At 52.8% G+C, this 26290-nt stretch carries 22 protein-coding genes; 4 read left to right on the plus strand and 18 right to left on the minus strand.

The window, feature by feature from the left end; translation table 11 throughout:
- Positions 1 to 6 precede the first annotated feature (6 nt).
- Entirely contained in the window at positions 7 to 1527 is a 1521-nt protein-coding gene (gene exaC / locus INT19_RS18455) for an acetaldehyde dehydrogenase ExaC (protein ID WP_193061804.1), read from the minus strand.
- 119 nt (positions 1528 to 1646) lie between these two features.
- On the opposite strand from exaC, the gene INT19_RS18460 reads away from it, so the two are divergent.
- The gene (locus INT19_RS18460) at positions 1647 to 2330 is read left to right on the plus strand and encodes a LuxR C-terminal-related transcriptional regulator (protein ID WP_193061805.1); all 684 of its coding nucleotides are present in this window, start codon (positions 1647 to 1649) and stop codon (positions 2328 to 2330) included.
- 14 nt (positions 2331 to 2344) lie between these two features.
- Here INT19_RS18460 and INT19_RS18465 read toward each other — a convergent pair whose 3' ends face one another.
- The 12 genes from INT19_RS18465 to INT19_RS18520 all read right to left on the minus strand — a co-directional run bounded on the left by INT19_RS18465 (position 2345) and on the right by INT19_RS18520 (position 17641).
- Positions 2345 to 3757: an ATP-binding response regulator gene (locus INT19_RS18465; RefSeq protein WP_193061806.1), complete on the minus strand. Its 1413-nt coding sequence runs from the start codon at positions 3755 to 3757 to the stop codon at positions 2345 to 2347.
- On the minus strand, positions 3729 to 4916 hold the full coding sequence (gene nosP, locus INT19_RS18470; RefSeq protein WP_193061807.1) for a nitric oxide-sensing protein NosP: 1188 nt from the start codon (positions 4914 to 4916) through the stop codon (positions 3729 to 3731). The genes INT19_RS18465 and nosP overlap by 29 nt, the downstream gene beginning before the upstream one ends.
- Complete coding sequence (locus INT19_RS18475; protein WP_193061808.1) at positions 4870 to 7122, minus strand: ATP-binding protein; 2253 nt, start codon at positions 7120 to 7122, stop codon at positions 4870 to 4872. Before INT19_RS18475 ends, nosP begins: the two co-directional genes overlap by 47 nt.
- The gene (locus INT19_RS18480; RefSeq protein ID WP_301396400.1) at positions 7112 to 7666 is read right to left on the minus strand and encodes a molybdopterin-dependent oxidoreductase; all 555 of its coding nucleotides are present in this window, start codon (positions 7664 to 7666) and stop codon (positions 7112 to 7114) included. Before INT19_RS18480 ends, INT19_RS18475 begins: the two co-directional genes overlap by 11 nt.
- 184 nt (positions 7667 to 7850) lie before the next feature.
- Positions 7851 to 8669 carry a DUF2189 domain-containing protein gene (locus tag INT19_RS18485; protein ID WP_125751113.1) on the minus strand — a complete coding sequence of 273 codons (819 nt, stop codon included), beginning with the start codon at positions 8667 to 8669 and terminating at the stop codon, positions 7851 to 7853.
- Between the two features lie 322 nt (positions 8670 to 8991).
- Positions 8992 to 9420, minus strand: coding sequence for a universal stress protein (locus INT19_RS18490; RefSeq protein WP_193061809.1), 429 nt, complete (start codon positions 9418 to 9420; stop codon positions 8992 to 8994).
- Between the two features lie 11 nt (positions 9421 to 9431).
- The gene (locus INT19_RS18495) at positions 9432 to 12026 is read right to left on the minus strand and encodes a TRAP transporter permease (RefSeq protein ID WP_193061810.1); all 2595 of its coding nucleotides are present in this window, start codon (positions 12024 to 12026) and stop codon (positions 9432 to 9434) included.
- A 137-nt stretch (positions 12027 to 12163) separates the two neighbouring features.
- A complete protein-coding gene (locus INT19_RS18500; RefSeq protein WP_089039703.1) occupies positions 12164 to 13138 on the minus strand; it encodes a TAXI family TRAP transporter solute-binding subunit in 975 nt (324 codons plus the stop codon).
- Between the two features lie 427 nt (positions 13139 to 13565).
- A complete protein-coding gene (locus INT19_RS18505) occupies positions 13566 to 14867 on the minus strand; it encodes a TRAP transporter large permease (RefSeq protein ID WP_193061811.1) in 1302 nt (433 codons plus the stop codon).
- The gene (locus tag INT19_RS18510) at positions 14857 to 15336 is read right to left on the minus strand and encodes a TRAP transporter small permease (RefSeq protein WP_089039705.1); all 480 of its coding nucleotides are present in this window, start codon (positions 15334 to 15336) and stop codon (positions 14857 to 14859) included. Before INT19_RS18510 ends, INT19_RS18505 begins: the two co-directional genes overlap by 11 nt.
- A 65-nt stretch (positions 15337 to 15401) precedes the next feature.
- Complete coding sequence (locus INT19_RS18515; RefSeq protein ID WP_038477858.1) at positions 15402 to 16412, minus strand: DctP family TRAP transporter solute-binding subunit; 1011 nt, start codon at positions 16410 to 16412, stop codon at positions 15402 to 15404.
- Positions 16413 to 16537: 125 nt separating this feature from the next.
- Positions 16538 to 17641 carry a LacI family DNA-binding transcriptional regulator gene (locus INT19_RS18520; protein WP_319022207.1) on the minus strand — a complete coding sequence of 368 codons (1104 nt, stop codon included), beginning with the start codon at positions 17639 to 17641 and terminating at the stop codon, positions 16538 to 16540.
- A gap of 175 nt (positions 17642 to 17816) precedes the next feature.
- Between INT19_RS18520 and INT19_RS18525 the strand changes: the two genes are divergently transcribed.
- Genes INT19_RS18525 through INT19_RS18535 form a run of 3 tightly spaced genes read left to right on the plus strand, consistent with a single transcriptional unit; the run spans position 17817 to position 21361 of the window.
- Positions 17817 to 18995, plus strand: a complete 1179-nt coding sequence (locus INT19_RS18525) for a Gfo/Idh/MocA family protein (RefSeq protein WP_193061812.1) — start codon at positions 17817 to 17819, stop codon at positions 18993 to 18995.
- Between the two features lie 2 nt (positions 18996 to 18997).
- On the plus strand, positions 18998 to 20074 hold the full coding sequence (locus tag INT19_RS18530; protein ID WP_193061813.1) for a sugar phosphate isomerase/epimerase family protein: 1077 nt from the start codon (positions 18998 to 19000) through the stop codon (positions 20072 to 20074).
- 60 nt (positions 20075 to 20134) lie between these two features.
- On the plus strand, positions 20135 to 21361 hold the full coding sequence (locus tag INT19_RS18535) for a nucleoside permease (protein WP_193061814.1): 1227 nt from the start codon (positions 20135 to 20137) through the stop codon (positions 21359 to 21361).
- Between the two features lie 397 nt (positions 21362 to 21758).
- Here INT19_RS18535 and INT19_RS18540 read toward each other — a convergent pair whose 3' ends face one another.
- The 5 genes from INT19_RS18540 to INT19_RS18560 all read right to left on the minus strand — a co-directional run bounded on the left by INT19_RS18540 (position 21759) and on the right by INT19_RS18560 (position 26271).
- Positions 21759 to 22100: a hypothetical protein gene (locus INT19_RS18540; RefSeq protein WP_193061815.1), complete on the minus strand. Its 342-nt coding sequence runs from the start codon at positions 22098 to 22100 to the stop codon at positions 21759 to 21761.
- Between the two features lie 130 nt (positions 22101 to 22230).
- Entirely contained in the window at positions 22231 to 22869 is a 639-nt protein-coding gene (locus INT19_RS18545; RefSeq protein ID WP_193061816.1) for an HAD family hydrolase, read from the minus strand.
- A 236-nt stretch (positions 22870 to 23105) separates the two neighbouring features.
- Entirely contained in the window at positions 23106 to 23909 is an 804-nt protein-coding gene (locus INT19_RS18550; RefSeq protein ID WP_193061817.1) for a 3-keto-disaccharide hydrolase, read from the minus strand.
- A gap of 17 nt (positions 23910 to 23926) precedes the next feature.
- On the minus strand, positions 23927 to 24586 hold the full coding sequence (locus INT19_RS18555) for a gluconate 2-dehydrogenase subunit 3 family protein (RefSeq protein ID WP_193061818.1): 660 nt from the start codon (positions 24584 to 24586) through the stop codon (positions 23927 to 23929).
- Positions 24583 to 26271: a GMC oxidoreductase gene (locus INT19_RS18560; protein ID WP_193061819.1), complete on the minus strand. Its 1689-nt coding sequence runs from the start codon at positions 26269 to 26271 to the stop codon at positions 24583 to 24585. Before INT19_RS18560 ends, INT19_RS18555 begins: the two co-directional genes overlap by 4 nt.
- Positions 26272 to 26290 lie beyond the last annotated feature (19 nt).

A 26290-nucleotide genomic window follows, 5' to 3' on the forward strand; every position in this document is an offset into this window, starting at 1 on the left:
AGCGTATTAGAAGAAACCTAGCGGGTTAATATCGTAACTCACTAGCAGGTTCTTAGTTTGCTGATAGTGCTCAAGCGCTACTTTATGGTTTTCGCGACCTACGCCTGATTTCTTATAACCGCCGAACGCAGCATGGGCAGGGTACTGGTGATAGCAGTTGGTCCATACGCGACCTGCTTGAATGCCACGCCCCATACGGAAGGCGACGTTGATGTCACGACTCCATACACCGGCACCCAGGCCGAACTCGGTATCGTTGGCAATGGCGAGCGCTTCTTCTTCATCTTTGAAGGTGGTCACCGCGACCACAGGTCCAAAAATCTCTTCCTGGAAGACGCGCATCTTGTTGTTGCCTTTGAGCAGTGTCGGCTGGATGTAGTAGCCGCCATTGATGCTGTCATCCAGGCTCTCTTTATCACCGCCAGCAAGGAACTCGGCGCCTTCGTCGCGCGCGATGTCCATGTACGACATGATTTTATCGAACTGCTCTTGGGAGGCTTGAGCACCAACCTGCACGTCGGTATCCAGCGGGTTGCCGCGCTTGATTGTTTTAGTCCGCTCAACCACCTTGGCCATAAACTCGTCGTACATGCTCTCTTGAATCAACGCACGAGAAGGACAGGTACATACTTCGCCTTGGTTGAAGAAGGCCAGCACTAAGCCTTCGACGGCTTTATCAATAAACGTCGGCTCGGCGTTCATGATGTCAGCGAAATAGATATTGGGTGATTTACCACCCAGCTCCACTGTCGAGGGGATAATATTTTCTGCGGCACATTTAAGAATATGCGAGCCAACCGGCGTCGAACCGGTAAAGGCAATTTTGGCAATACGCTTGCTGGTGGCGAGTGCTTGGCCTGCTTCTGCGCCGAATCCATTAACGACGTTTAGCACGCCCGGGGGCAGCAGGTCGCCAATAACCTCCATAACTTTCAATATCGAGGCCGGAGTTTGCTCAGCTGGCTTCAGTATGACGCAGTTACCCGCGGCAAGGGCAGGGCCAAGTTTCCAAGCAGCCATTAGAATCGGGAAGTTCCAGGGAATAATTTGACCAACAACGCCCAGCGGCTCATGGAAATGGTAGGCAACGGTGTTAGCATCGATATCCGCAGCCGTACCTTCTTGTGAACGCAAGCAGCCAGCAAAGTAACGGAAGTGGTCAACAGCCAGCGGAATATCCGCATTCAGGGTTTCACGAACCGCTTTTCCGTTATCCCACGTTTCTGCGACAGCCAGCATTTCAAGGTTTTGCTCGAGGCGGTCGGCAATCTTAAGTAGGATGTTACTGCGCTCTTGAACGGAGGTTTTACCCCAGGCAGGCGCTGCTTTGTGAGCTGCATCTAGCGCTTTCTCAATGTCTTCAGCGCTAGAGCGGGGAATTTCGCAGAATACTTGGCCGTTAACAGGACTGATATTATCAAAGTACTGGCCGTTGACCGGGGGAACAAACTCACCGCCGATATAGTTGCCAAAGCGTTTCTCAAAGGACACAACGGAACCAGCATCACCCGGGTTGGCGTAGATCATGGTAAAGCTCCTGAGTATTATGATTATTAAATAAGGTGCCTACCCAGTGTTAGCCACACACGCCATTTACGATATAGCCCGATGGCAGGACGCACCCTCATCCCTTGGTAGGAGACGCCATGTACTCGTTGCTAGTGGCAGATGACCATCCGCTGTTTCGCGAAGCATTACACGCGGTGATTAGCGCTGGTTTAACAGATACTCAACTGCTGGAGTCGGACAGTTTGGCGGCGGCTATTCACACGATAGGCACCCACGATGAGCTTGATCTGCTGTTGCTCGATTTAAGCCTGCCCGATGCCGATGGGCTAGAGGGTCTGACAATACTTCGAGAAAGATTTCCATGGCTTCCCGTCGCCATTGTCTCGGCACATCAGGAGCGCCAGTTGGTGTTAGATGCCATTACCCAAGGTGCCGTGGGCTATATTCCGAAATCAACCCCCCGAGAGCAGCTGTTAGCAGCACTCAGCCAAATTCTTCAGGGGCAACTTTATCTGCCTGCAGATATTATGCGCCAGCCGCCCCCACGCATGGAGTCATCAGCATTGACGCCTTCGTCGGAGGTGTCCCGCGAACGGCTAATACGCTTAACCGACAAGCAGTTAGATGTATTGGGTTGCATGGCTCAGGGGATGTCCAATAAACAGATCGCACGAGAACTGTTTATCGCTGAAACTACCGTTAAAACGCATGTCTCGGCTATTTTACGCAAGCTAGGTGCAACAAGTAGAGTGCATGCTATCGTCATCGCAGGTGAAGAGGAGCTAGGCGCTTATCTTGCCAAACGAACCTCCTCCACCTAGCCGCCGACTTCCCGTTAAGCAGAAGTCTCTAAGAGCGTTCCCAGTAGCATCTTTAAGCGAAGAGGCTTAAGCGGTTTTAACAAACAGTGCATACCCGCTTCCCGGGTGGCCCGTTTCAAGGCTGCCTCATGGTTGGCAGTGATGACCACAGTGGCTAACCCTGGATAGCGTCGACGCAATCTTGCCGCCAGATCAATCCCATTTTCACGGTGGTCACCCAGGTGATAATCCACCAACAGTACGGCCGGGCGCTCACCGTCACTCGCTGCTTCCAGCGCACTCACCGTAGCGGCTGCCCTCACCCGACACCCCCAACTGCCCAGCAACGCCTGCATCCCTTCTATAATCGCGGGATCATCATCAATCACCCATATGACACAGCCTTGTAGCGGATCGTGCTGCCAACGATCAGACCCAGACAACGCTTTTGGTGCATACGCAACGGGCGATGCGCCTGCGCTTGGGGCTGCATTAGGTACTGGCACAGAGAAAGGGACCAGCACAGAAAACAGCGAGCCACGCCCAAGCTGTGAAGTAAGCGACACCGGGTGCTCTAACATAGTGCTGATACGATCGACGATTGCCAGTCCTAATCCAAGCCCTCGGCTGTGGCCACTTTGGGACTGGTTGGCGCGGCGAAATTCTAGAAAAATCGCCTTACGCTGTGGCTCTGGTATCCCCGGCCCAGTATCGCCCACCATAATTTCAAGACCGTTGGCGCGTCGTCGACAGCCAAGCAGTAAGTGACCATGTTCGGTATAGCGCACAGCATTGCTGAGGAAGTTGCGCACGACACGCGCCAGCAGCGCTAGATCAGATTCGACCACCACACTCGACGGCACATAGTGAAGCGTCAGCCCACGTACGGCGGCCACTTGCCGATACTCTTCGGCCAAGGCATCTAGCAGTGTGCTTACCGCAAACGGTGCTTTATCCGCGTGAAGTACGCCAGCATCCAGGCGGGAAATATCCACCAATGTACCTAAAAGCCCTTCGACATCTTTTAACGAACGCCCTATGTGCCCTACTAAAGCCTGGGAGGCCTCGGGAAGCGCATGCGTTTCTAAGGCACTGGCGAATAACCGTGCGGAGTTTAACGGCTGAAGTAGGTCATGACTAACCGCCGCTAAAAATTTCGTTTTGGAAAGATTGGCCGCCTCTGCTTCGGCATTCGCCGCCAGAAGTCGTGCATTTACTTGGCTAAGTTCATCTAATGTGCGATGAAGTGCGTCTGTGCGTTCGCGTACTTGCTCTGCCAGCAGCACCGAGCGCTCAAACGCTGCATAAGGGGCGCTGTTAGGGCTTGCTCCGGACTCCACACGCTCCATCAGCGCCTGGCAAACCTTACGCAAACGGCGGTTTTCCTCGCGCAGGGTGGCATTATCCGCCGCAGTATCGCTATCCGCCGCTAGTTGGAAGAGCGCCAAAAGCCACCCCCGTAAAGGTTTGATTTACGTGCATGCCATGATGATGTTCGCCGTAGGTATTAAACCCCACTACTCGTGCCTGACGAAGCAGCGCTGACGCCTGATCCAGCTGTTGCAAAGACTCAAGCGCCATACGCCTTAAGAAACAATCACAGCCTATAATCGAAGGTGTTGCACCCAGGCGTTGTTGAACGCGCTGTAGCATCACCTCTAGATCTAAGAGTAACGGCGCAGGCCGCATCGCGGTGAGCACAATGCCCGTTTCTACCGCACAGTAAAACGTTAGGCTAGCATCTTCATTCACGCGTTGTATTGAACGAATATAGTGTTGGCCGCCGATATAAACTGCCAGCGGGTGCTGGGCAAAAATGGATGGCGATAGCGCATCAACAGAACAGCCGACTAACGCTGCATACACGTCAGCAGCAGGTAACCCGTTAAGCTCTAGCACTCGACGCTGCTCCCGGTCAGCCTCTGTTACCACCAATTTATGGGCAAGCGGCTCAAGATGATGGGTAGAAAACACCTCAAACGGGAGCCGCGTGTTAAGCATTACCACCACGGCGGCGCGGGTATGAAAATGCCCATTCGCATAAACATGGGTATGGGTAAGGTGATTATCATCACCGGCCGAGCCGCCAAAGCTGGGAATACGGCCAAGAGCAGCATCTAAGGTTGCTAATACCTGTTCTTCACGGCTGGACAAACCATCTAGTAACGTGAGGGCAAAGCTATGCTCGTTCACCGGTGCAACCGCCTGCTGTCGACAACGCTCCAGCAAGGTATCGACGAGCGGTTGTGCGCGGCTAAGGTCAAAGTGTTCAAGGTCGTCTACCAGTGAGGTTTCAATTGCAAACACGCGACTATCAAAACCTATCGCAACCACAGAACCTCGGTCATAGCCTTGCGGTGTAATCTCGCCAGCCGTCGTGCAACCACTCATCGGCACCTTATCAAACGCACCACCAAGGGCAGTTGCTAGTTCCTCTAACGGATACTCTGCACTGCAAAAAAACAGCACAAAACCTAAGTGCTCATGGCCTAGCTGCTGAGCCAGTTCATCGGCGGCTTGGAAGGGATTAAGCTGGTTGCTGGCAGCGATCTGAATACCGCTATTCTTCGGTGCTATCGTCACGGCGCCATTTCTCCAACGCTGCATGAGTTCGCGAAGCGGTTTGCCTCAACAGACTCATGGTTTCAGTAAAATCTTGCGGTGAAGACGCACTGTTACTGGCGATTATTTCGAGCCGTTTAGCCTCAGCGGCCAAACGCTCTGCCCCAACACCGAGCGATTCGCCGCGCAGCTGATGTGCTAAGCGCGCCACTTGCTTGGCTTGCTCCGTTGTCAGAAATTCCGCGTTGCTTAGGTAAGCAGCCAACTGTGCAGAGTAATCACTCACTTGCTGGTAATAAAGCATGATGACCTGTTCAACACTTTCAGCTCCCAATGACATAACCAGGGACTCTAGTGTTGCACGGTTAAGGAGTGGCTGTAACTCTTGCTGCTCCTGATCTAAAGGCAACGCCGATAAGGCGTCTGGGCGCGAAGCCGTAAACAGCTGCAGTGACAGCACATGGCTAAGGGCAAGTAAGGATAACGGTTTGGTAATGTAATCGTTCATTCCCGCTGCTAGGCAGCGTTGGCGAACATCTTCCACGCCGCCAGCCGTCATGGCCACAATCGGCACGTTAGCCAGCCAGCCACCTTGAGAGCGAAGCCTTTTGGTCACGGTGATGCCATCGATATCCGGTAGCTGGATATCCATAAAGATAAGGTGCACCTGCTGAGCCTGTACCATGTCCAGAGCATCTTGGCCATTCTCAGCACAGACGACATCACATCCAAGGCGCGACAGTAGCCCAATGGCAACTTTACGATTGACGGCATTGTCTTCCACAAGTAGTAAGGATGTGCCTGTAAAATCCTGCGTTGGTTCGGGCGGCAATGGAGCGGTGACTGGGCTGGCTTCTATAAGGGGCAACTCGCACCAAAATATGCTGCCCTGCCCAGGAGTGCTACGAACCCCTAGTCGTCCTTGCATGGCTTCGCTTAAGCGTTTACAAATCGCCAAACCTAACCCAGTACCGCCAAACCGACGAGCAACTGACTCATCCGCTTGTTGAAATGGCTCAAACAGTGACGCCTGTTGCTCCTCATTTAAGCCACAACCGGTATCACAAACTTCAAATAACAGGCTATTTACCGTGGAATAAATACGTATATTAACTTTACCATGGTCAGTAAACTTAATAGCGTTTGTGATGAGGTTAAGCAAAATCTGGCGCAATCGGCTGGCATCGATCATTACCCATGCCGGGACGAGAGGATCAACATATAACGTTAACTGCAGGCCTTTTTCCTTAGCGCGAGGCTCAAAAAGCGATATAACGCTGTCGACTAGTGGTTTAAGGGCGGTGGGCGCAGTTTCAAGCGTTAGGTGCCCCGCTTCAATCTTTGAAAAATCAAGAATCTCATTGATCATCGCTAGCAACTGGTTAGCGCTGTCATGAATCGTACGAGCATAGTCTTCTACTTGCGCAAGGCTAGATGGTTCACGCAGCAACTCACTCATACCAATAACACCGTTGAGCGGCGTGCGAATTTCATGGCTAACCATGGCTAAAAAGTCAGATTTAGCGTGATTAGCAGCTTGCGCCTGTGTGGCAGTGACTTCAAGTTGACGACTCAGTTGCTCCTGCTCACGCCGAGCAGCGGCGCTTTCTCGCATTTCACGCACCAGAAACACAATTACCAGCAATACAGCGAAACTCATTCCCACCAATAGCGACATTAAAAGCTTGTATAAAATATTTAATAGCACGCGCTCTTCAGTAGCAGACTCTGCTAGATAACCATTAATAGCAATAACAAATCGCTCTGTCAGTCGAGTTAGTACCAACAGCTCTTCCTCTAGCTCAGCAATCGGCAACTGAGGTAAAGATACATGAGGTTCAAACATGGGATCTAGCGTATCTAGCTGCTGCTGAATTTGAACTAATAACGCTTTTGCCATACTGATATTATCTAACAGCAGGCTCACTTCGCCCTCTTGCAACAGCGTCATTCGACTATAGAGTAGTTCGAAGTGCAGGTTTAAATTGTCCTGATCGGAAGGTGAAATCGGACCACGGGTGACCGCAAGTAAGTGGTTGAATAGCTGAATCGCATCGCGATCAAGCTTATATACCACCCAGGCCGTATCTTCTCTCAAACTTTGTGTCAAATTATCCTGTCGCCAAGCCGCTAAGGCTGCCACTACCAGAGCTGCCGCGAACAGCAGGACGGTAATCATAGCAACCACTTTAAAGCGACGCGGATAACGCAGCAGGCGGGGAGCCCGAGAAATAGACTGACTAACGGACATTTATCTGCATAACTTGCCAAACAGCTCTAAAACGCATTTTTTCACTTAAAAGAGCCTCATCTTGGCTGAAAGGATAAAGTACCCACAAAGGGCCGTACTCACGGATGGGAATGCTTTGCCCGTCCCGCTCTAATGCTAGGATCACATCATACTTATAAAAATCACTGATCGGTATTTCCGCTTCGAACCCGTTTAAAGCGGAGACGTAAACGCTATTTCCAGAACTATTTCCAGAACTATTTCCAGAGCTATTTTCAGAACCAGACAACCCAACATGCTCTAGTAATGTGCGCATCAGCGGTCCGCTATAAGTACTACTGCCCTCAGTCCACGGCGTGCCCGTTTCAAAGGAGTGCTGTGGCAAAGCTTGTAACATATCACGATCAAAGAGTGCGCCCTGGGCTGCGTTGAAATGTGTTATGTCACCGTTGACTGTGAGAATAACAGGCCCTTCGGGCATATCGAGGGAGGCCTCTGTCCGCATATGACCCGTCACGGGAATGCTGAGCAACAGCATAATCCCTCCCAGTAAAAACGCTTTCACAACGCTTACCTCACGACACAATATCTTGAAAACAGGCCCGTTTCTGTCAACTATCAAGACAGGCAGGACTCTGGATAAAAAAGAGATAGCGCAAAGGTTACGCTATCTCTTTCACATAGTCAGGTTAAGTATGTTTTTACTTAGCAACGCGTTTGAGGCTCAACATTTCAAGACTTTCTGACCGTTAGGTCTCAAGCTTTTCGACTGGTTCAAAGCGCACCAATTCTTCATAAGCATGCCATGTTGCATGGCCTAAAACGGGTAAAATGAGTGCCAAGCCAATGTAAAACGTAAGCACACCAATCAAGACGCAGCCTGTCAAAATAGCAGCCCACAACAGCATCGGACGGAAGTTTTTGGCAACACAGCGCACGCTAGCTTCGATACCCTCCATAAAAGTAAGATCTTGATCCATTAGCGTTGGGATAGCCACTGAGCTAATCGCAAACGCACCGAAAGCGAGAATACCGCCTGCCACTGAACCTACTGCAATCATGCCCAAGCCTTCAGGCGTGGTAAGGAGTGATGTGTAAAGGGTTGCTGGACTAGGTACTTCAAAGCCAAAGAACAACGCGAACAGCAGCGTTGCAAGACGAATCCAGGCGAGGAAGAAAATCATCATCATCACGCCCATCATCGCCAACTGGCCTGCGTGCGGACGCCAACTGCCGAAGGCATCGCCAAGGTTAGGAACCCTTCCCCGCTCAAGAGCAAGACTAATGCCATAGGAGCCTACCGCCACCAGTGGCCCAACAAACATAAACCCAGCGATCATAGGTAATAACCAGTACCAATAGCCGAGTGTTATTGCACCCGCTGTAATGGCTATGCTTAATCCCACCCAAAACATACCGTAGGTTAAACTGATAGCAGTTGCACGACGAAAGTCCTCAAACCCCGCGGCAAGCCATGCACGCGGCCGATCCATTCCCACCTTATTAATAGTGATTTTTACATTAGGCATATCTGCTCGGCCGTGCGTTTTTGTTGTAGCTGCATTCATAGCATGACTCCTTAGATTTACCCCAATACAGCGGTGGCCTTTAAAACCCCATTCAGGTTGAGATCGAACTTGCCCAATACCCTGAAAAGTTGCCACATGCATGAGTTCGTTAACCATGGGTTAATGGCTTAACGTACCTTTAATGTAGCTGAGCAATGACAAGGTGGGGCTATCTGGCGACATCGCGTACAAAAAATCCTGCTTTCATGCTATTAACGCCAATTTATTCGATGCGTTAGCCAGCGTTAATATAACCTCACAAACAAAAACTCCAGGCCAAATGGCCTGGAGTTCGCTTAACAAACAACTCGGTATTGAAACGTCAGCGCACAATCATTACCGACACCTTGGCATGGTGAACCACGTGTTCCGCATTGGGGCCCAGAACGTAGTCGACAAATTTACGCTTGGTGTGAGATGCCATGACAATCAGGTCGGCATCTAGTTTTTTACTTACCTTAATGATGGCCTCCCATGGCGAGCCGTCGACAATCACACTCTGAGTCTTAATCTCCTCAGGCACATGTTCCTGAATAAACTTATGCTGCGCCTCTTTCAACGCAGCATGTGCTTTTTCAGAAAAGTTCTTCGGAAAGTAGGCCCCTACCATGGGCATCGTGAACTCCGGGAGCACTGTTACCACATGCAGTGAAGCTCCAAAAGTTTGACACAGAGTAATGGCCGTAGGCAGCGCCTTTGACCAAGAGGCTTCCTCGTTCAGGTCCACCGGCAATACGATCTTGCTGTACATGGCATCCTCCTTTATGCAGCAGCCGTGGCTGACGTATTATTACGACGACGACGCTGCATAACCACGATCAAACCGAACACCAGGAACGCCGGAATCCACATCAACTCCTTGATCCAACGATCCACAGGTGCCAGCACCTCGATGATTTCCTGGTCGAAATCCAGGCCAAGATCGGCCGCTGTGCTGCCGAAGGCCACCATATCGACCACGGCCCGCTCATCCTCGATCAGTAGCTCAAGCCCCAAGTTCTCCAGGCGCTCCTGACCCGTCTGCCCTTCAGGTACGGGCAGAATCATGTAGGTGGTAAGCGGGTCACCAAAGTCATCTTCACCGCGGATCTGCAGCCGTAGCGTGCTCTCCTCGTCGACATCACCCAGCGTTTGGACGAATTGTGACGGCGGCACCGATTCATAGGGGTCATGGATCATGTCCATCCAGAACCCCGGGCGGAACAACGTGAAGGCGACCAGCAGCATGAGGATCGATTCGTACCAGCGGTTACGCACGATCATGAAGCCCTGGGAGCCGGCAGCAAAGATCAGCATCGCGATCGTCGATATGATGAAGATAACGACACCCTGCAGGAAGCTCACGTCGATCAGCAGCAGGTCAGTGTTGAAGATGAACAGAAACGGTAACGCCGCGGTCCGCAAGCTGTAATAGAAGGCCTGGAAACCGGTCCGTATCGGGTCTCCCCCTGAGACCGCCGCTGCCGCGAAGGAGGCGAGCCCCACCGGGGGTGTCACATCGGCCATAATGCCGAAATAGAACACGAACAGGTGAACGGCGATCAACGGCACCAGCAAACCGTTCTGCTCACCGAGCTGCACGATCACCGGGGCGAGAAGAGCCGACACCACAATGTAGTTGGCGGTGGTGGGCAGCCCCATGCCGAGGATCAGACTGAGCACCGCGGTGAGCAGCAGGATCAGCATCAGGTTCCCCATAGAGAGGATTTCCACCACATCGGCCAGCACCAAGCCCACGCCGGTCTGGGAAACCGCGCCAACGATGATGCCGGCTGTCGCGGTGGCGATGCCGATGCCGATCATGTTGCGGGCACCAGTCACCAGACCACTCCACAGATCCAGGACACCCGCCCGAATATCCTCGGCCATCTCACTCTGCCCGCGAAAGATTGCCGTGATGGGCCGCTGGGTCAGAATGATGAACACCATGAGCACCGTGGCCCAGAATGCCGACAGCCCAGGTGACAAGCGCTCCACCATCAGGCACCACACCAATACGATCACTGGCAGAATGAACTGCAGCCCAACCATCACTGTCGGCCGAGTCTGGGGCAGCTTGTAGATCGGCTCATTCGGATCATCGAGTTCGAGCTCCGGATAGCCTGCAGCCACCTTAAGCAGTGCGATGTAGATCACCACCAGGCCCACACTCACCGCCCAAGGCGTAGCGGAGCCCAGAACGGGTTTTAACCACCCCAAGCCATAATAGACCACCAGCGCCGTTACCATCATCAACAATAAACCGCCCAAAAAGCCGATCACCTTGCGCACCAGCGGCTTGGGAGGATTGCTGGTCGGCAGGCCCTGCAGGTTAGCCTTCATGGCCTCGAGATGGACGATATAGATTAAGGCGATGTAGGAAATTAGTGCAGGTAGGAACGCATGCTTGATGACCTCCACATAGGAGATACCGACATATTCGACCATCAGGAAGGCCGCAGCGCCCATCACGGGCGGCATGATCTGCCCGTTAACAGAGGAGGCGACTTCGACAGCACCCGCCTTTTCGGCGGAAAAACCGACGCGTTTCATCATCGGTACGGTGAAGGTACCCGTAGTTACCACGTTGGCGATCGAGGAGCCCGAGATCAGACCAGTCATGCCCGATGCCACTACCGCAGCCTTGGCCGGCCCACCCTTGTAGTGACCCAGCAACGAGAACGCCACTTTGATGAAATAGTTGCCGGCACCCGCCTTATCGAGTAAGGCTCCGAACAGCACAAATAGGAATACGAAACTAGTCGATACCCCAAGGGCGATACCGAATACCCCCTGGGTAGTCAGCCACTGGTGGTTGACCAGACCGAAGAGACTTACACCCCGGTGGGAAAGAATGCCTGGCATGTAGGGCCCGGCAAGGGAATAGATAATGAAGATCGTGGCAATGATCATCAGCGGTGGCCCAAGCGCTCGACGTGTTGCCTCAAGCAGCAACAGGAGCCCCGCCACCCCAATGATCACATCCTGTAGAATCGGTGCCCCCGGTCGTTGCGACAACTGTTCATAAAACATGAACATATAGGCACCACAGAAGGCCGCCGCCGAGGCCAATACCCAATCCTGAATGGGAATGCGGTCGCGCGGTGAGCGCTTTAGCGCCGGATAGGCCATATAGGCTAAAAATAGCGCGAATGCCAAGTGAATGGAACGAGCCTCGGTGGCATTGAAGACACCGAAGCCGACCACGAAAGGCAATGGGGAGGCGACCCACAATTGGAACAGCGACCATGCCGCGGCGATGCTAACCAATAGTTTTCCCGGCGTGCCCGCTGGCTTGCGAGCCCCAGTATCACTCGAAGCCACCATATCCTCGAGGTCAACCGCGGATTCCGCGCTCCTGTTCTTGTCCTCAGTCATAAGCTAACCCTGCCTGGTATGTAGTGACGAAAGATTCCATTGGCATTACGCCATACAGCATCTCAAACAGAATGCGCGGCCACTCTAAGTGGCCGCGCATTCCCTCATCGAGGCGAAATCACCTCAGCTTGGCCAACTTACTCGATCCAGCCCTGCTCTCGGTAGTAACGAGCGGCACCTTCATGCAGTGGCGCCGATAGACCAGAGGTCACCATGTCTTGGGGATCGAGGTTCTCGAAGGCCGGGTGCAGGCGCTTAAAGCGATCGAAGTTATCGAATACCGCCTTAACGGTCTGGTAGATGATGTCTTCGTCGGTTTCCGCAGTGGTCACGAAGGTTGCTGCGACGCCGAAAGTTTCGACGTCTTCGTCATTACCTTTGTACAATCCACCTGGAATGACCGACATGGAGTAGTACGGGAACTCGTCAACAATGCCCTGAACTGTCTCATCGTTGAGAGGCACCAGACGCGAATCAACGGTGGTGGTCGCTTCCTGGATGGCTCCATTGGGGTGACCCACGACATAGGCCATCGCGTCGATGTTGTTGTCAGCAAGCGCGGCAGCCATTTCGGCGGCATCGAGTTGAGACGCTAACGAGAAAGAGTCCTCGGTCCAGCCTTTGGCGCCCATCACCACTTCCATGGTGTTGCGCTGCCCAGAGCCTGGGTTGCCGATATTGACGCGCTTACCTTCCAAGTCATCAAGGGAATTAATGTCAGCATCAGCGCGAGCCAGGATAGTCAGCGGCTCACCGTGAACGCGGAACACCGCGCGCAGGTCTTCATAGGCCTCACCTTCAAAATTCCCAGTACCATTGTAAGCTTGATACTGAACATCCGACTGAGCGACACCCATGTCCAATTCGCCGGACTTGATACCGTTGATGTTGGCCACGGAGCCACCAGTGGAAGGTGCATTACATTTGATATCTGCGTCTTCCAAACGGTTCACCAATCGACAAATCGACTGACCAACTACGTAGTACACACCTGTTTGGCCACCGGTACCGATAGTGATGAAGCGTTCCTGTGCAACCGCCGGTGATGCAAACGTAGCGGCCGCAATCAGCGCGCCAGAGAAGGCGGCAGTGGAAAATACATGGCGTTTCATGGACACACCTCTTTATCTTGATGTTGTGAGCGTTATACGCTTTAACTCCACCTGCTGAACGGTTCCCTCAGGTGTTTTTCTGCCAAAACGTTTTCAAGACAATCTGTTATCAACGCCGACTAATACAGCCGACCCTTACTACTTTAGCGAAAAAAAACATACTTGGCGAAATACACGGCAAGTCATTACCGATATAACGCCCATACACATCCCAGTGCTTGCAATTAAGTCCTACTGTTTAACAGATAAACTTAATGCTTAGAGGCAATGCACTGACTATAGACGACATTGCCTACCACAAGCAGCTCAGACAACAAACTTAGATTACCGATGAATTACGTTTAGTTACCGTTAATAGCCATGCCGTATTCGCATAGCGTATAGCGGATTGAACATCTTATGACGAATGACGTCAGGCATAGGTGTGTTAGACGTTATAACCAAGTACAGATGGCAACCACAGCGCAATACTTGGAAAAATGGCCACAAGAGCAAGCGCACATCCCATCGCCACAACAAATAGCAACGCCCACCCCAAAGTCTCTTCCAAACGGATTTTGGCAACCTCTGTGGTTACCATTAAATTCACCGCAACCGGCGGGGTAAATTGACCAATAGCAATGTTCATGGCTAGCAGAATGCCGAACCAAACGGGGTTCCATTCAAAGTGCTGCATAACGGGTATCAGCACCGGCATCATGATGAGATAGATAGAAATAGCGTCAAGCAGCATACCAGCGACCAATACCGCTAGCATGACCAGCACCAACAGCAAAATACCGTTGTCTGTTAAGCCAATAATCCACTCTGCCAAATGGCGGAAAGTCCCCAGCATTGTTCCGGCCCAAGCAAAAATACCCGCTAGAGCGATAATCAACATCACCACTCCAGAAATAATCGCAGCCTCTCCTAGCAATTCCCATAAGTCACGTAACGAAAGCTCTTTCGTCAAAAACAGCCCCACAATGGTGCCATAGGCAACCGCTACGACGGCGGCTTCTGTCGGGGTAAATAAGCCTGAGCGCAGCCCCCCTAAAATGAGCACTGGAGCAAATAAAGCAGGCAACGCCTGCCTAAACGTCGTACGCACGGTCAGGGTTTCAGCGCCTGCTGCCGGTGCTCCTTCCCAGCCGTAACGCTTAGCAACGATCATCGCAGGCACCAGCAGCGCTAGCCCTGCCAAAATGCCGGGAAAAAGTCCTGCGGCAAATAGCGCGCGCAGATCAACACCGGGCACAACAATCGAGTAAAGAATTAGCGCCACGGAAGGAGGGATTAAGATAGCGGTGGATGCCGATGCTGCAATAAGGGTTGCGGAAAATGGCTTTGGATAGCCCGCTTTTGTCATGCTTGGCAGCATTACCATGGCCACTGCCGCCGCATCCGCCGGGCCCGAGCCACTCATGCCACCCATAATCATGCACACCAGCACCGCGACCAACGCCAGGCCGCCATGACGAGGCCCAATAAGTGCCTGAGCAAAGCGCACCAAGCGTAACGCCACACCAGAGCGCTCAAAAATCAGCCCTGTCAGTATGAATAGCGGTATCGCGATTAAAGGATACTTGGCAATGCTGTTATAGGTATTGGTACCCAGCGTTGCCAACATATCTGGCGAAAGCCCAGCCACAATACCCACCGAGCCAGCTAGCGCGAGCGAAAATGCCACGGGCACACCCGCTATCAAAAATCCGGCAAAGGCAAGAATCATCCAAATATCAGGCGTCATTATCCAGCCCTCCGTTTAATCGATCTCGGGTTTGCTGAACGAGACGCCATACCATGGCAAAGGATAATATCGGAAGCCACACTAAGTACCACCACTGGGGCAGCCCTAACCCCGGCGATAGCGATTCCCATTGGTACTCTTGCCAGGCTAGCTTTCCACCATACCAAGTGATCAAGCCCAGAACGACTAACCCGCACAAAGCTTGAAATAGAATAAGGGCGCTGCGCCAGCGCCCTGGTAACGCCCGTTCTAAAAAACCAATACGAATATGGCGGTTTCGCCTAAGCGCCACCGATGCCCCTGCGAAAGTAAGCACCACCAGTAAAAATACGGAAAATTCTTCGGTAAACGAGAATGAGCCGCCAGTCAGGTAACGTGTGACCACATTTCCCAGACTAATCAACGAAATAATAATAAGTGACAGCGCGCCCAACCAGCGTTCAGGGCGTGCATCGGGAAAGCCTTTCATGGCAGCCTCATAACAGAAAAAACTACCGGCCCTGTAGGCCGGCAGTTATAACACCAAAGGAGTCATTAACGTGCGTCGATAGCCGACCGAGCCGCGTTAACCACGTCTTCACCAATGCGCGGCGCCCATTTTTCGTAAACGGACTGCGTGGCTTCAACAAAGGCTTGGTACTGTTCATCGGTTAACTCAGTAACCGTAACACCACGCTCTTGAATAGCCGCCAGACGCTCGCTTTCTTCCTCACGCGTCATAGCGATTTCCCACTCCCCCGCTTCAATGGCAGTTTCACGCAACAGCACTTGCTGTTCTTCATCAAGCGATTGCCATACCTGCTGGTTAACCGCAAAAATTAGCGGGTCATTCATGTAGTTCCAGAGCGTTAAGTGCTCCTGGCCCACCTGATCAATACGCGCGACATCAAATACTGAAAGCGGATTTTCCTGCCCGTCAACCGCGCCAGTGGTTAACGCTGGCTGAGCATCTGTCCAACTCATTTGCGTCGGATCTGCGTTAAGGGCAGAGAAGGTATCCTGGAACAGCGGTGAGCCAACCACGCGGATTTTCAGACCATCCAAATCCTCTGGCTGGCTAATCGGCCCACGGGAGTTTGACACTTGGCGGAAGCCATTTTCGCCCCAGGCCAGCGGCATAACACCGCGAGACTCAATCGCTGCAAAGACCAGCTCACCGGCTTCGCCGCCAGTAACCGCATCCACAGCAGCCTCATCGGGAATAAAGAATGGTAAAGAGAATAAATTCAGTTCAGGAACCTGAGGCGACCAGTTAATCGTCGAGCCTACCGCAGCATCAATTAGCCCCGAACGCATGGCCGAAAACTCACGAGTTTGGTCACCGGAAACCAACTGAGAGTTCGGGTAAACCCGCAGCGTTAGTTCTCCACCACTGCGCTCTTCCACCAACTCCGCCCACTTTTCCGCCGCTTGCCCCCACGGGAAAGCATCAGATAAAACAGTGGAAACAGAGAGTTCACGTGCTTGTGCAGAGAAAGAAGCCGAGAGTAAGGCCGCACCAGCTAAACCTACCGTTAAACGAGCCATAGAGCGTGTCAGCGTCATTATTGTCGATCCTTTTTTAACTATTTTTATGGTGTGCGTGTTTTAGAGCCTGCGTTTATACCCATTATGAGGCCCATCAAAGAGCCTAACTTATTGTATGCACTTAAGGCGCGAAAGAAAGATGTCTAAGGTAAGCATTCTGCCGTACTTTTCCTTGATACCAGGGTGTAGGGCAAAACTAAATTGTCTACCTGCCTCCCTTCCAGCACCTCGATCAACATTGCAACTGCTTCACGTCCGAACGCTTCCGCTGGTTGGGCAATCGTGGTCAAGGGAGGATCGCTATAGGAAGCAAACGCAATATCATCAAAACCTGTCACCGAAATATCCTTTGGAATCTGTAGGCCCGCTTCTTTGATACGGCTTATAGCACCTATGGCCATTTCATCGCTTTCACAAAAAATGGCGGAGGGGCGCTCCGCTAAAGCAATAAGCGTTTCAGCCGCCTGATAGCCAGAAAGTGGCGTGAAATCGCCAGGACAAAGTAGGCTCTCATCTAACGGAATGCCCGCCGCGATCAACGCATCCTGGTAGCCTTGTTGACGGTCACGGGTCAAGGGGCTGCGCCGAGGCCCTTTAATCATGCCGATTCGACGATGCCCCAGGGAGATCAAGTGCTCGGTGGCCTCACGGGCTGCCGCTCGGTTATCGAGTTTGACGGTGGGACAGGGAGCATCGTCCAGCACCTCGCAGGCATTGATCATGGGCAATACCGCACCAGCGGGAAACGCCTTTTCAGAAAAAGGGTTAAAAGCACGCAGTTGAATCACGCCATCTGCCTGGCGGGTACTGACTAAACTGGCGTATTGGATTTCCATCGCCTCATTACCGAGTGTATTACACAGCAGAACGCCGTAGCCGCGTTCCTGGGCCGCTTCCTGAATGCCGCTGATTACCCGCGCAAAGAAGGTATTTGCGATAGTGGGTACTAAAACCACCAAGTTATAAGTGCGCTGTGAGCGAAACTGAACCGCCATCAAATTGGGTTTGTAGCCCGCTTGATCAACGGCCTTCAGCACTTTTTCTCGGGTGGTAGGCGAGACGATATCTGGCGACTTTAACGCGCGTGATACGGTCGCGACCGACACCCCCGCCAACTCGGCGACCTTACGTATATTGGTCATGGCCTCCCTTATCACTAGGTAATCGCCGTAAGCAGATAGCTGCGCGGCATTATTCATGGTCAGCTTAACGTATTCCAGCGTTAAACTCAGCGCGCTATTTTCCACCCCTTCTCAAGCACCGATAGACCTTTGTCGCATTGACGCTTATGGCGTGAAGCCCTAACTTCAAATCAAATGTAACCGGTTACATTGTCGACTGCACTAGCGCAACCTGAACAAGCGCCACCTGAACAAGCGCCACCTGAAAAATCAAAAGCTTTATTAAAGCAGGAGCCTCTCTATGCCGCGACCCAATCAACCCCGCATCCGCTTAGGCATGATCGGCGGCGGACAAGGGGCGTTTATCGGTCAAGTTCACCGCCTAGCTGCTCGCCTCGACGACACCTGCGAGCTGGTATGTGGTGCCTTTAGCCGCTCGGCGGATAACAACCAGATGACCGGCGAAGCGTGCCACCTACCCGAAGAACGTGTTTACGCTGACTGGCAGCAATTACTGGAAAGCGAGCAGCAACTTCCCGCCGAACAGCGCATGCAGTTATTGGTGATCGTAACGCCTAACCATCTTCACGTACCGATCGCGGAAGCGGCCATGCAGGCAGGCTTTCATGTGTTCTGTGAAAAACCGGCAGCAGTATCGCTCCAAGAAGCCCAGCGCTTAGCAGAAAGCTGGCATGCCAGCGGCTGCCTGTATGGCTTGGCGCATACCTACTTAGGCTACCCCATGGTATGGCAAGCCCGGGAAATGGTGAGCGAGGGCCAAATAGGTAGCATTCGCAAAATTCATGTGGAGTATCCCCAGGGCTGGCTAGGCGAGTGTTTAGAGCAGCAGGGTAATAAGCAGGCCGCGTGGCGCACCGACCCTTCCCTAGCAGGTATCAGCGGCTGCATGGCCGACATTGGCACCCACGCTTTCGGCCTCGCCGAGTTTATTTCCGGGCATCGTGTTAGCCAGCTATGCGCCTCACTTGCCAGCCACGCCGATGGCCGCCAACTGGACGATGACGGCGATGTGCTGCTGCGCACCGATCAAGGCGCCAGCGGCACCCTCATCGCCAGCCAAGTCTGCAGCGGGGAAGAAAACGCGCTCAAAATTCGTATTTACGGTGATAAAGGGGCGCTTGAGTGGCACCAAATGGAGCCCAACAGCCTGCTCTACCGCCCACTTCAAGCACCGATGCGCACCCTCCGTGCGGGCATCGACCAACCCGACCTTTCCCCCAGCGCGCTGCAGCGCTTGCGCCTGCCCGGCGGTCACCCTGAGGGGTATCTGGAAGCACTCGGCAACCTTTACCGCGACTTTGCCCACGCCATTCATCAAGGCGAGCAAGGCGACGTTGAGGGCGTTCCCGGCATGGCCTCCGGGCTACGTGGCATGGCGTTTATCGAGGCCGTCACCACCAGCGCCAAAAGCGAACAAAAATGGACGCCACTGCCTGCTACTCAGCTACCAGGAGCCTAATCATGCCAAACACTCACAAAGGCATCCGCGGGCCCGCCATTTTCCTGGCCCAGTTTATCGGCGACGAGGCGCCTTTCGATAGCCTCGACGCAATCGCTCGCTGGGCAGCCGAACAGGGCTATCAAGCCATTCAGCTACCCACTGTAGATAGTCGTTTTATCGACTTGCACAAGGCCGCTGAAAGCCAAGCTTACTGCGATGAGCTAAACGCCCGCTGTGAAAAGGCTGGCGTTGTGATCGGCGAACTCTCTACCCACTTACAGGGCCAACTGGTCGCCGTGCATCCCGCTTGCGACGACTTATTCGATGATTTCGCGCCTGTTGAGCTACACGGCAAGCCGCAAGAGCGTACCGAGTGGGCCATTGAGCAGCTAAAACTGGCTGCCAAAGCCAGCCAACGGCTTGGCTTAACGGCCCACGCGACGTTCTCCGGGGCGCTGCTATGGCCCTTTGTTTACCCCTGGCCCCAACGTCCTGATGGGCTAGTCGAAGAAGGTTTTAACGAGCTGGCCCGGCGGTGGCGGCCAATTCTGGATGCCTTTGACGAGGCAGGCGTTGACCTGTGCTTTGAAATTCACCCTGGCGAGGATCTTCACGACGGCGCGTCCTTCGAGCGGTTCCTGGCGGCAGTGGACAACCATCCACGGGCGAAAATTCTTTATGACCCCAGCCACTTACTGCTGCAGCAGTTGGATTATCTCGAGTTTATCGACCGCTACCACGAGCGTATCGGCATGTTTCACGTTAAAGACGCTGAATTTAACCCCAATGGCCGCAGCGGCGTTTATGGCGGTTACCAAGGCTGGGTAGAACGACCCGGCCGCTTCCGTTCATTAGGCGATGGGCAGATTGATTTCAACGGGATTTTTAGCCGCCTGACGCAGTACGGATTTGATGGCTGGGCGGTGCTTGAGTGGGAGTGCTGCATTAAAGACGCCGCCCAGGGTGCTGCAGAGGGCGCTCCCTTTATCGAGGCACATCTGATTCAACCCGCCGGTCGCGCTTTTGATGATTTTGCCGGTGTCACCGCCAGCCCTTCACGCAACCGCCGAATTCTTGGCCTTCCTTCACACCGCTAATTGACGGTTTTAAATCAAGACAGCAATCACCAACACACAACCACAACAAAGGATCACGTCATGGCTATGATACGCACACGACTCAGCATCATGATGTTATTGCAGTTCTTTATTTGGGGCGGCTGGTTTGTCACCCTGGGCACCTTCCTGGCCAACAACCTCAACGCCAGCGGTGGCCAGATTGGCATGGCATTCTCCACCCAGTCCTGGGGAGCGATTATTGCCCCTTTCATTATTGGCTTGATCGCTGACCGTTATTTCAACGCCGAGCGCATTCTCGGTGTTCTGCACTTGGCGGGCGCTGCGTTAATGTACGGCCTGTATGTCGCCAGCGACTTCAGTACGTTTTACCCGTTGGTGTTGATGTATATGATTATTTATATGCCAACACTGGCGCTGGTTAACTCAGTCTCCTTCCGCCAAATGAGCGACCCAGGCCAGGAGTTCGCTAAAATCCGCGTATGGGGAACCATTGGCTGGATTATCGCCGGTCTGGGGATCAGCTACTTATTCGCCTGGGACTCTTCGCAAGGCATCGCCGACGGTATGCTGCGTAACACCTTCTTGATGTGCGCCATCGCGTCTTTAGCCCTTGGCCTGTATAGCTTTAGCCTTCCCGCGACGCCGCCTAAAGCAGACGGCCCGGTGGGCTTAAAAGAAGTGCTAGGGCTAGATGCGCTGGCCCTGCTAAAAGACCGCAACTACGCCATCTTCTTTATCGCCTCTATTCTGATTTGTATTCCGCTGGCGTTTTATTACCAAAACGCCAACCCCTTCCTCGCCGAGATCGGCGTGACCAATCCAACTGGTAAAATGACCCTGGGTCAGGTATCAGAAGTGCTATTTATGCTGCTGCTACCGGTCTTTATTCACCGCTTTGGTATCAAGAAAACCTTGCTAATCGGCATGCTCGCCTGGGCGTTGCGCTACGCGCTGTTTGCGTTCGGTAACGCCGATGAAATGGTGTTTATGCTCTTGATCGGTATTGCACTGCATGGCGTGTGCTACGACTTCTTCTTCGTGACCGGCCAAATCTACACCGATGCCCGTGCGGGAGAGAAATTCAAAAGCTCTGCCCAGGGCATGATCACACTGGCCACTTACGGGGTAGGCATGCTGATAGGCTTCTGGGTCGCGGGTCAGATTACCGATCACTTCTCCACCAACGGCGCGCACGACTGGCAAGGCATCTGGATGTTCCCAGCCGTATTTGCTATCGCGGTGCTGGTGTTGTTCTACCTCACCTTTAAAAACGATAAAAACGTAACGGCTAAGCCTGAACTGTAAGGGTATAGAGCATAAAAAATAGCCGGGTGTGTGGGCGGCGCCCGGTTTACTAAGCTTTGTACGAAAACTGTCCTAGCAGATACAGCGCCAACACAATTAACGCAAGCAAGCCCACTACTGCACACCAAGTGCCGTCGGCTCGACTCCTGTGATCATCGAGATATATCACTTTAGAAGCCGAAGGATATTTTCCCAAAGTAACTAGCCTGCAGATTGGCCAGCCAACCCAGTAACAAATTGTTCTGAAGAATATCTCTGCCAGTATGTAACCTATTCCCCTAAAAAACCCCCTGCCTATATCTTCAAAAAAGCCGTCCATAAAACTCCTTTTCGGTTAAACGTAACAAGGTTGTAGAGCAAACGCATAATGCACGTAAGTCAGCGCTTGCCGCGTCTTCTACCATATTTCGATAGTCGGGTTGAACTGCCCTGGCTTACCGGAATGACTTGTACGCATATGGATTCTGGATGGGACAAAGCTATTCCCCTTATATTCAGGCTCGGCATTTAAGTTGTCTATGAGCCCCTCTTCAACAAACCTGATCAATGTGCCAATAATTTGTGTTTGAATGTCTCGTGTTTCAGGTGGCACATAAACCGTGTTCTGTGAAGCTTCTGGGCCACCAAGCTCTGCGGGAAACAATAGAATGGGCACGAGTCTACCTTCTTCCACTAGCCTTATTGCCTTCTCTTTCGAATCAACGTCCGTAAAGTTATGTGGATTTTCAGCAAACGCCATGGCAACTCCCAGAAGGCTAAATAATAGGATTATAAATTGCTTCATTGAAGTTTCTCACTTTAGATGTAACGCCATTACCGATGATACAACGGTAGTGAAGCGGAGATTGCGCATTGGTTGCTTGGCCTGTTTATAATCCAATGTACCTAAAGGCCACATCAGCTTCACTATAATCTCGAATCGACTGAGGGCTAGAAATGCGATTTCCGACTGAGACGAAATTGTACCCCAGAGTTTCAGATGCTTTCTGATCCCAAGGCCCGTCTCCAAAATAGGTTATAGAGTCGTAATGACCGTTCCCCGCACGCCTTTCTGCAAATCGCATAATCTCTATCCTGCTAAAGTGATCCGAAGACGAAGCCAATGGTATAGACGAAAATTTGATACCTGCAGCTTCAAGTTTCATCCTCGCGGATTCACTCCAGCCACCAGTAGCAAATGCTACCGAGACATCCTGACGAGCAACGAGCTGCGATAAAAACTCATAAGCTCCAAAGATAGGGAGTACATCGTGAAATGAGATGTAATCCGCTACTCGACTTACGAACCGCGCCTTCACCTCCTTCGTGATTCTCTCGCTGTCACTTTGAAGATGCAGTTCTTCAATCACCTCAGCGAGAATCCCAGAATCAGTTACATGATTATAGCGGCTCCAATCAGGGCCAACGGTCACACCCAATATATCCTTGGTTGCTGCTTGAAAGCATTCTGTATCGAAATCGTATGACTGGACTAGCGTTCCATCTATGTCGAATAAGACTAGGTGCACAATCGCCCCCTTGGCTTATAAAAGTAATTATACCGCGCATCTAATTATTGAATAATGGGGGTGATTAATTTTACCTAATAGTATTGTATGGAAAAGCAACGTACAAAAAACTAACCCGAGATGAAACGTCAACAGGCCCTAGTGACAACATCTATAACGCAAAAAAACCCAGCCCCCGATACTGTCTAGCATCAAAAGACTGGGCTTGCTCGCTTTGGGTACTTAAAAGCGTTTTGCTATAACTCTCTTACCCAGACGTTTCGAAAGCTGACGTCCGCATCGTGATCTTGCAGGTAAATGGGGGCGCAGCCGTGGGCTTCTTCGTAATTGGGTTCGCCAATCCACTCGGTGGTGCCTTGCACTTCAGCATGGTGCTGAACCACGACACCGTTATGCAGCACGGTGATGTAGGCAGGCGATTCAAGGGCGCCTTCACCATCAAAACGCGGTGCAGTGTAGAGGATATTATAGCTCTGCCACTCACCGGGCTGGCGCGATGCATTGACGAGTGGGATATGCTGTTTATAGATGGAAGCCGCCTGGCCGTTGGGATAGGTCGGGTTATCGTAGGAATCCAGCACCTGAACTTCATAACGCTCCTGCAGGAAGACGCCGCTATTGCCACGATCTTGGCCATCCATGCCATCGATATCGGCCGGTGATCGCCACTCCAAGTAGAGCTGCACGTCGCAGAAATCCTGACGTGTGCGTATACCGCCCGCGCCGCGATTCACCGTCATCACGCCGTCTTCCACGTGCCATTCAGCCTGCCCGCCCTCTTCGGCTTCCCACGCGCCTAAATCGGTGCCATCGAATAGCACGATGGCATCGGAGGGAACGCCTGTATCAGGCACTGAAACCGAAGGGGGCACAGGCTCCCAGACTTCAGTTTTGGCGGATTGCTGTTCGGGTGTCAGCGCCTCGTTCGAGGCACTTTCCTGTGCCACGCTGTCGAATGCCAGCAGACTGCCGCAGGTCAATAGGCAAAGTGTCTGAGCACAGGAACGCAACTTTAGTCCACGTATGTGTTGAGTCGTCATAGATGCTTTCCTTTCCATTATGTGGCCCATGCAGGTTCGCCGTTGTATGGCGCGCAGCCCTCGTAGCGGCCTGGCACCGCTTCGTAACGCAAGACTTCCGTCGCGCCAACTTCTGAGGTGAAGAAGCCGAACAGCGTTAACTGCTTCATCATGGTGAAGTAGTGTGGAAGCGCTTCATCGCTATTCGCGTGCTCCTGTGATGACTGGGTTTCCGCCGTTTGATTTTGCGCGGTCTGGGTCTCTGCAGTCAGTGCTTCAGCAGGGGTTGGCTGCTCTCTGCTAGCATGTTGCTGGGCGTGCGCCATCGCTTCGCGATCCAACTCGGTTATAAGCGCTAATCGCTGCTCGCCATTTAACGCCATAAAATCGCGCCCATAAGCAGCCCGGCTGCGCGCTTCAAGTTGGGCTAAACCAAAATAAAACACCTCTCTTTCTGAGGGCGTATAGCAGTCGCTGACGAACAGGGCCATAAACTCCCCGACACCAGCATCTTTGGCGCCTGGGGTATCGGTTCTGGGCAGAATGGTTTCGGCAAGTTCGTCCAGTCGCTCTACATCGCGGCTGCTAAAGGGATGGTTTGACTGGCCAGCATCGCTAAAGGCAAATAGGGATTTACCTCCAATCATCGCGGTACCGGTCGTCAGGGCGATCATTTTGAGTAATTCGCGACGATTCATGACAAATTCCCCCGCTTGAGCTCTTCCACGGCATAGTCCACCGCCCGAGCGGTAAGCGCCATATAGGTCAGAGAAGGGTTCACGCAAGAGGATGACGTCATGCAGGCGCCATCGGTAACGAAAACGTTGGGCGCATCCCATACTTGGTTATGGCTATTCAGCACTGACGTTTTCGGGTCACGGCCCATACGTGCAGTGCCCATTTCATGGATCCCCATGCCCGGCGCGTAATCGCCTACCTCGCCTTTGACGTTCTTCACGCCCGCGGCCTCAAGTAAATCGACCGCATCTTGAACCATGTCCCGACGCATATCGCGCTCGTTTTGCTTGAGTTCAACGTCGATCGATAGCACCGGCAGCCCCCATTTATCGCGAACGCTGTGGTCAAGGGAGATGCGGTTATCGTGATCGGGCAGCATTTCGCCGAAGCCTGTCATACCGATCGTCCAACCGCCTGGCTGGCTAAGTGCTTGCTTTAAATCAGTGCCGATATTGAGCTCAGCAATTTCGCGATCCCAGCCCTCGCGGCTCGCCGCTCCTTGATAACCAAACCCGCGCACGTAGCTTCGCTGCTCATCGCCTACGTTGCGAAAGCGCGGAATGTAAAAGCCCGCAGGACGACGTCCGAAGTAGTATTTGTCGAGATAGCCTTCCACTTCGCCACTGGCACCGCAGCGGAAGTGGTGATCCATCACGTTGTGACCCAGTTCGCCACTGCTACTGCCCAAGCCCCCTTCCCAGACATCGGTAGCGGAGTTCATCAAAATCCAGGTAGTGTTGAACGTAGACGCATTGAGGAAGATGACATCAGCGGTGTACTCATGGACTTCATGGGTCTCAGCGTCAATCACCTCAACGCCCCGCGCCCGCTGGCGGTCTTTGTCATACAGCACCTGGCTGACAATCGAGAATGGCCGCAGGGTCAAGTTGCCAGTAGCCACTGCAGCCGGCAAAGTAGCTGATTGGGTACTGAAATAGGCGCCAAAAGGACAACCCAGCCAGCACTTATTGCGGTATTGGCAGTTGACGCGATTTTGTTCCGGCTTTGGCTGGGTAATATTGGCCACCCGGCTGTGGATAAGATGGCGCTGCCCACCAAAGGCCTCATTAATACGCTTGGCGGCATCTTTTTCCACACAGTTAAGCGGTATCGGCGGCAGAAACTCACCATCGGGAAGAATATCTAGCCCTTCCTGGGTGCCTGCAATACCGGCAAAGCGCTCTACATAGTCATACCACGGGGCGATATCTTCATAGCGAATCGGCCAGTCGATGGCGATGCCTTCACGCTGGTTGGCCTCGAAGTCCATGGGGCTGAGCCGATAGCTTTGCCGACCCCAAAGCAATGAGCGCCCCCCTACGTGATAGCCGCGAAACCAGTCAAAGCGCTTCTCTTCTACGTAGGGATTGGCCTGCTCATCCGCCCACATGCCCATGGTGGCTTCATTAAGGGGGTAGTCGCGCTTGAGCACGGGGTGTTTAGCGATCATCTCCTGGGTCGGCTCATTGCGGTGGGGATAATCCCACGCCTCTTTATTGGCATTGTGGTAATCCTTCACGTGCTCAATATTGCGCCCACGCTCAAGCAGTAAAACCTTCAAGCCTTTTTCAGTGAGCTCTTTAGCGGCCCAGCCACCGCTAATGCCTGAGCCAACCACGATGGCATCGTAGTGATTATCTGGCATGGTCATTTTCCTTATTGTG

This window comes from Halomonas sp. 3A7M (genome assembly GCF_014897875.1).
Classification (GTDB): domain Bacteria; phylum Pseudomonadota; class Gammaproteobacteria; order Pseudomonadales; family Halomonadaceae; genus Vreelandella.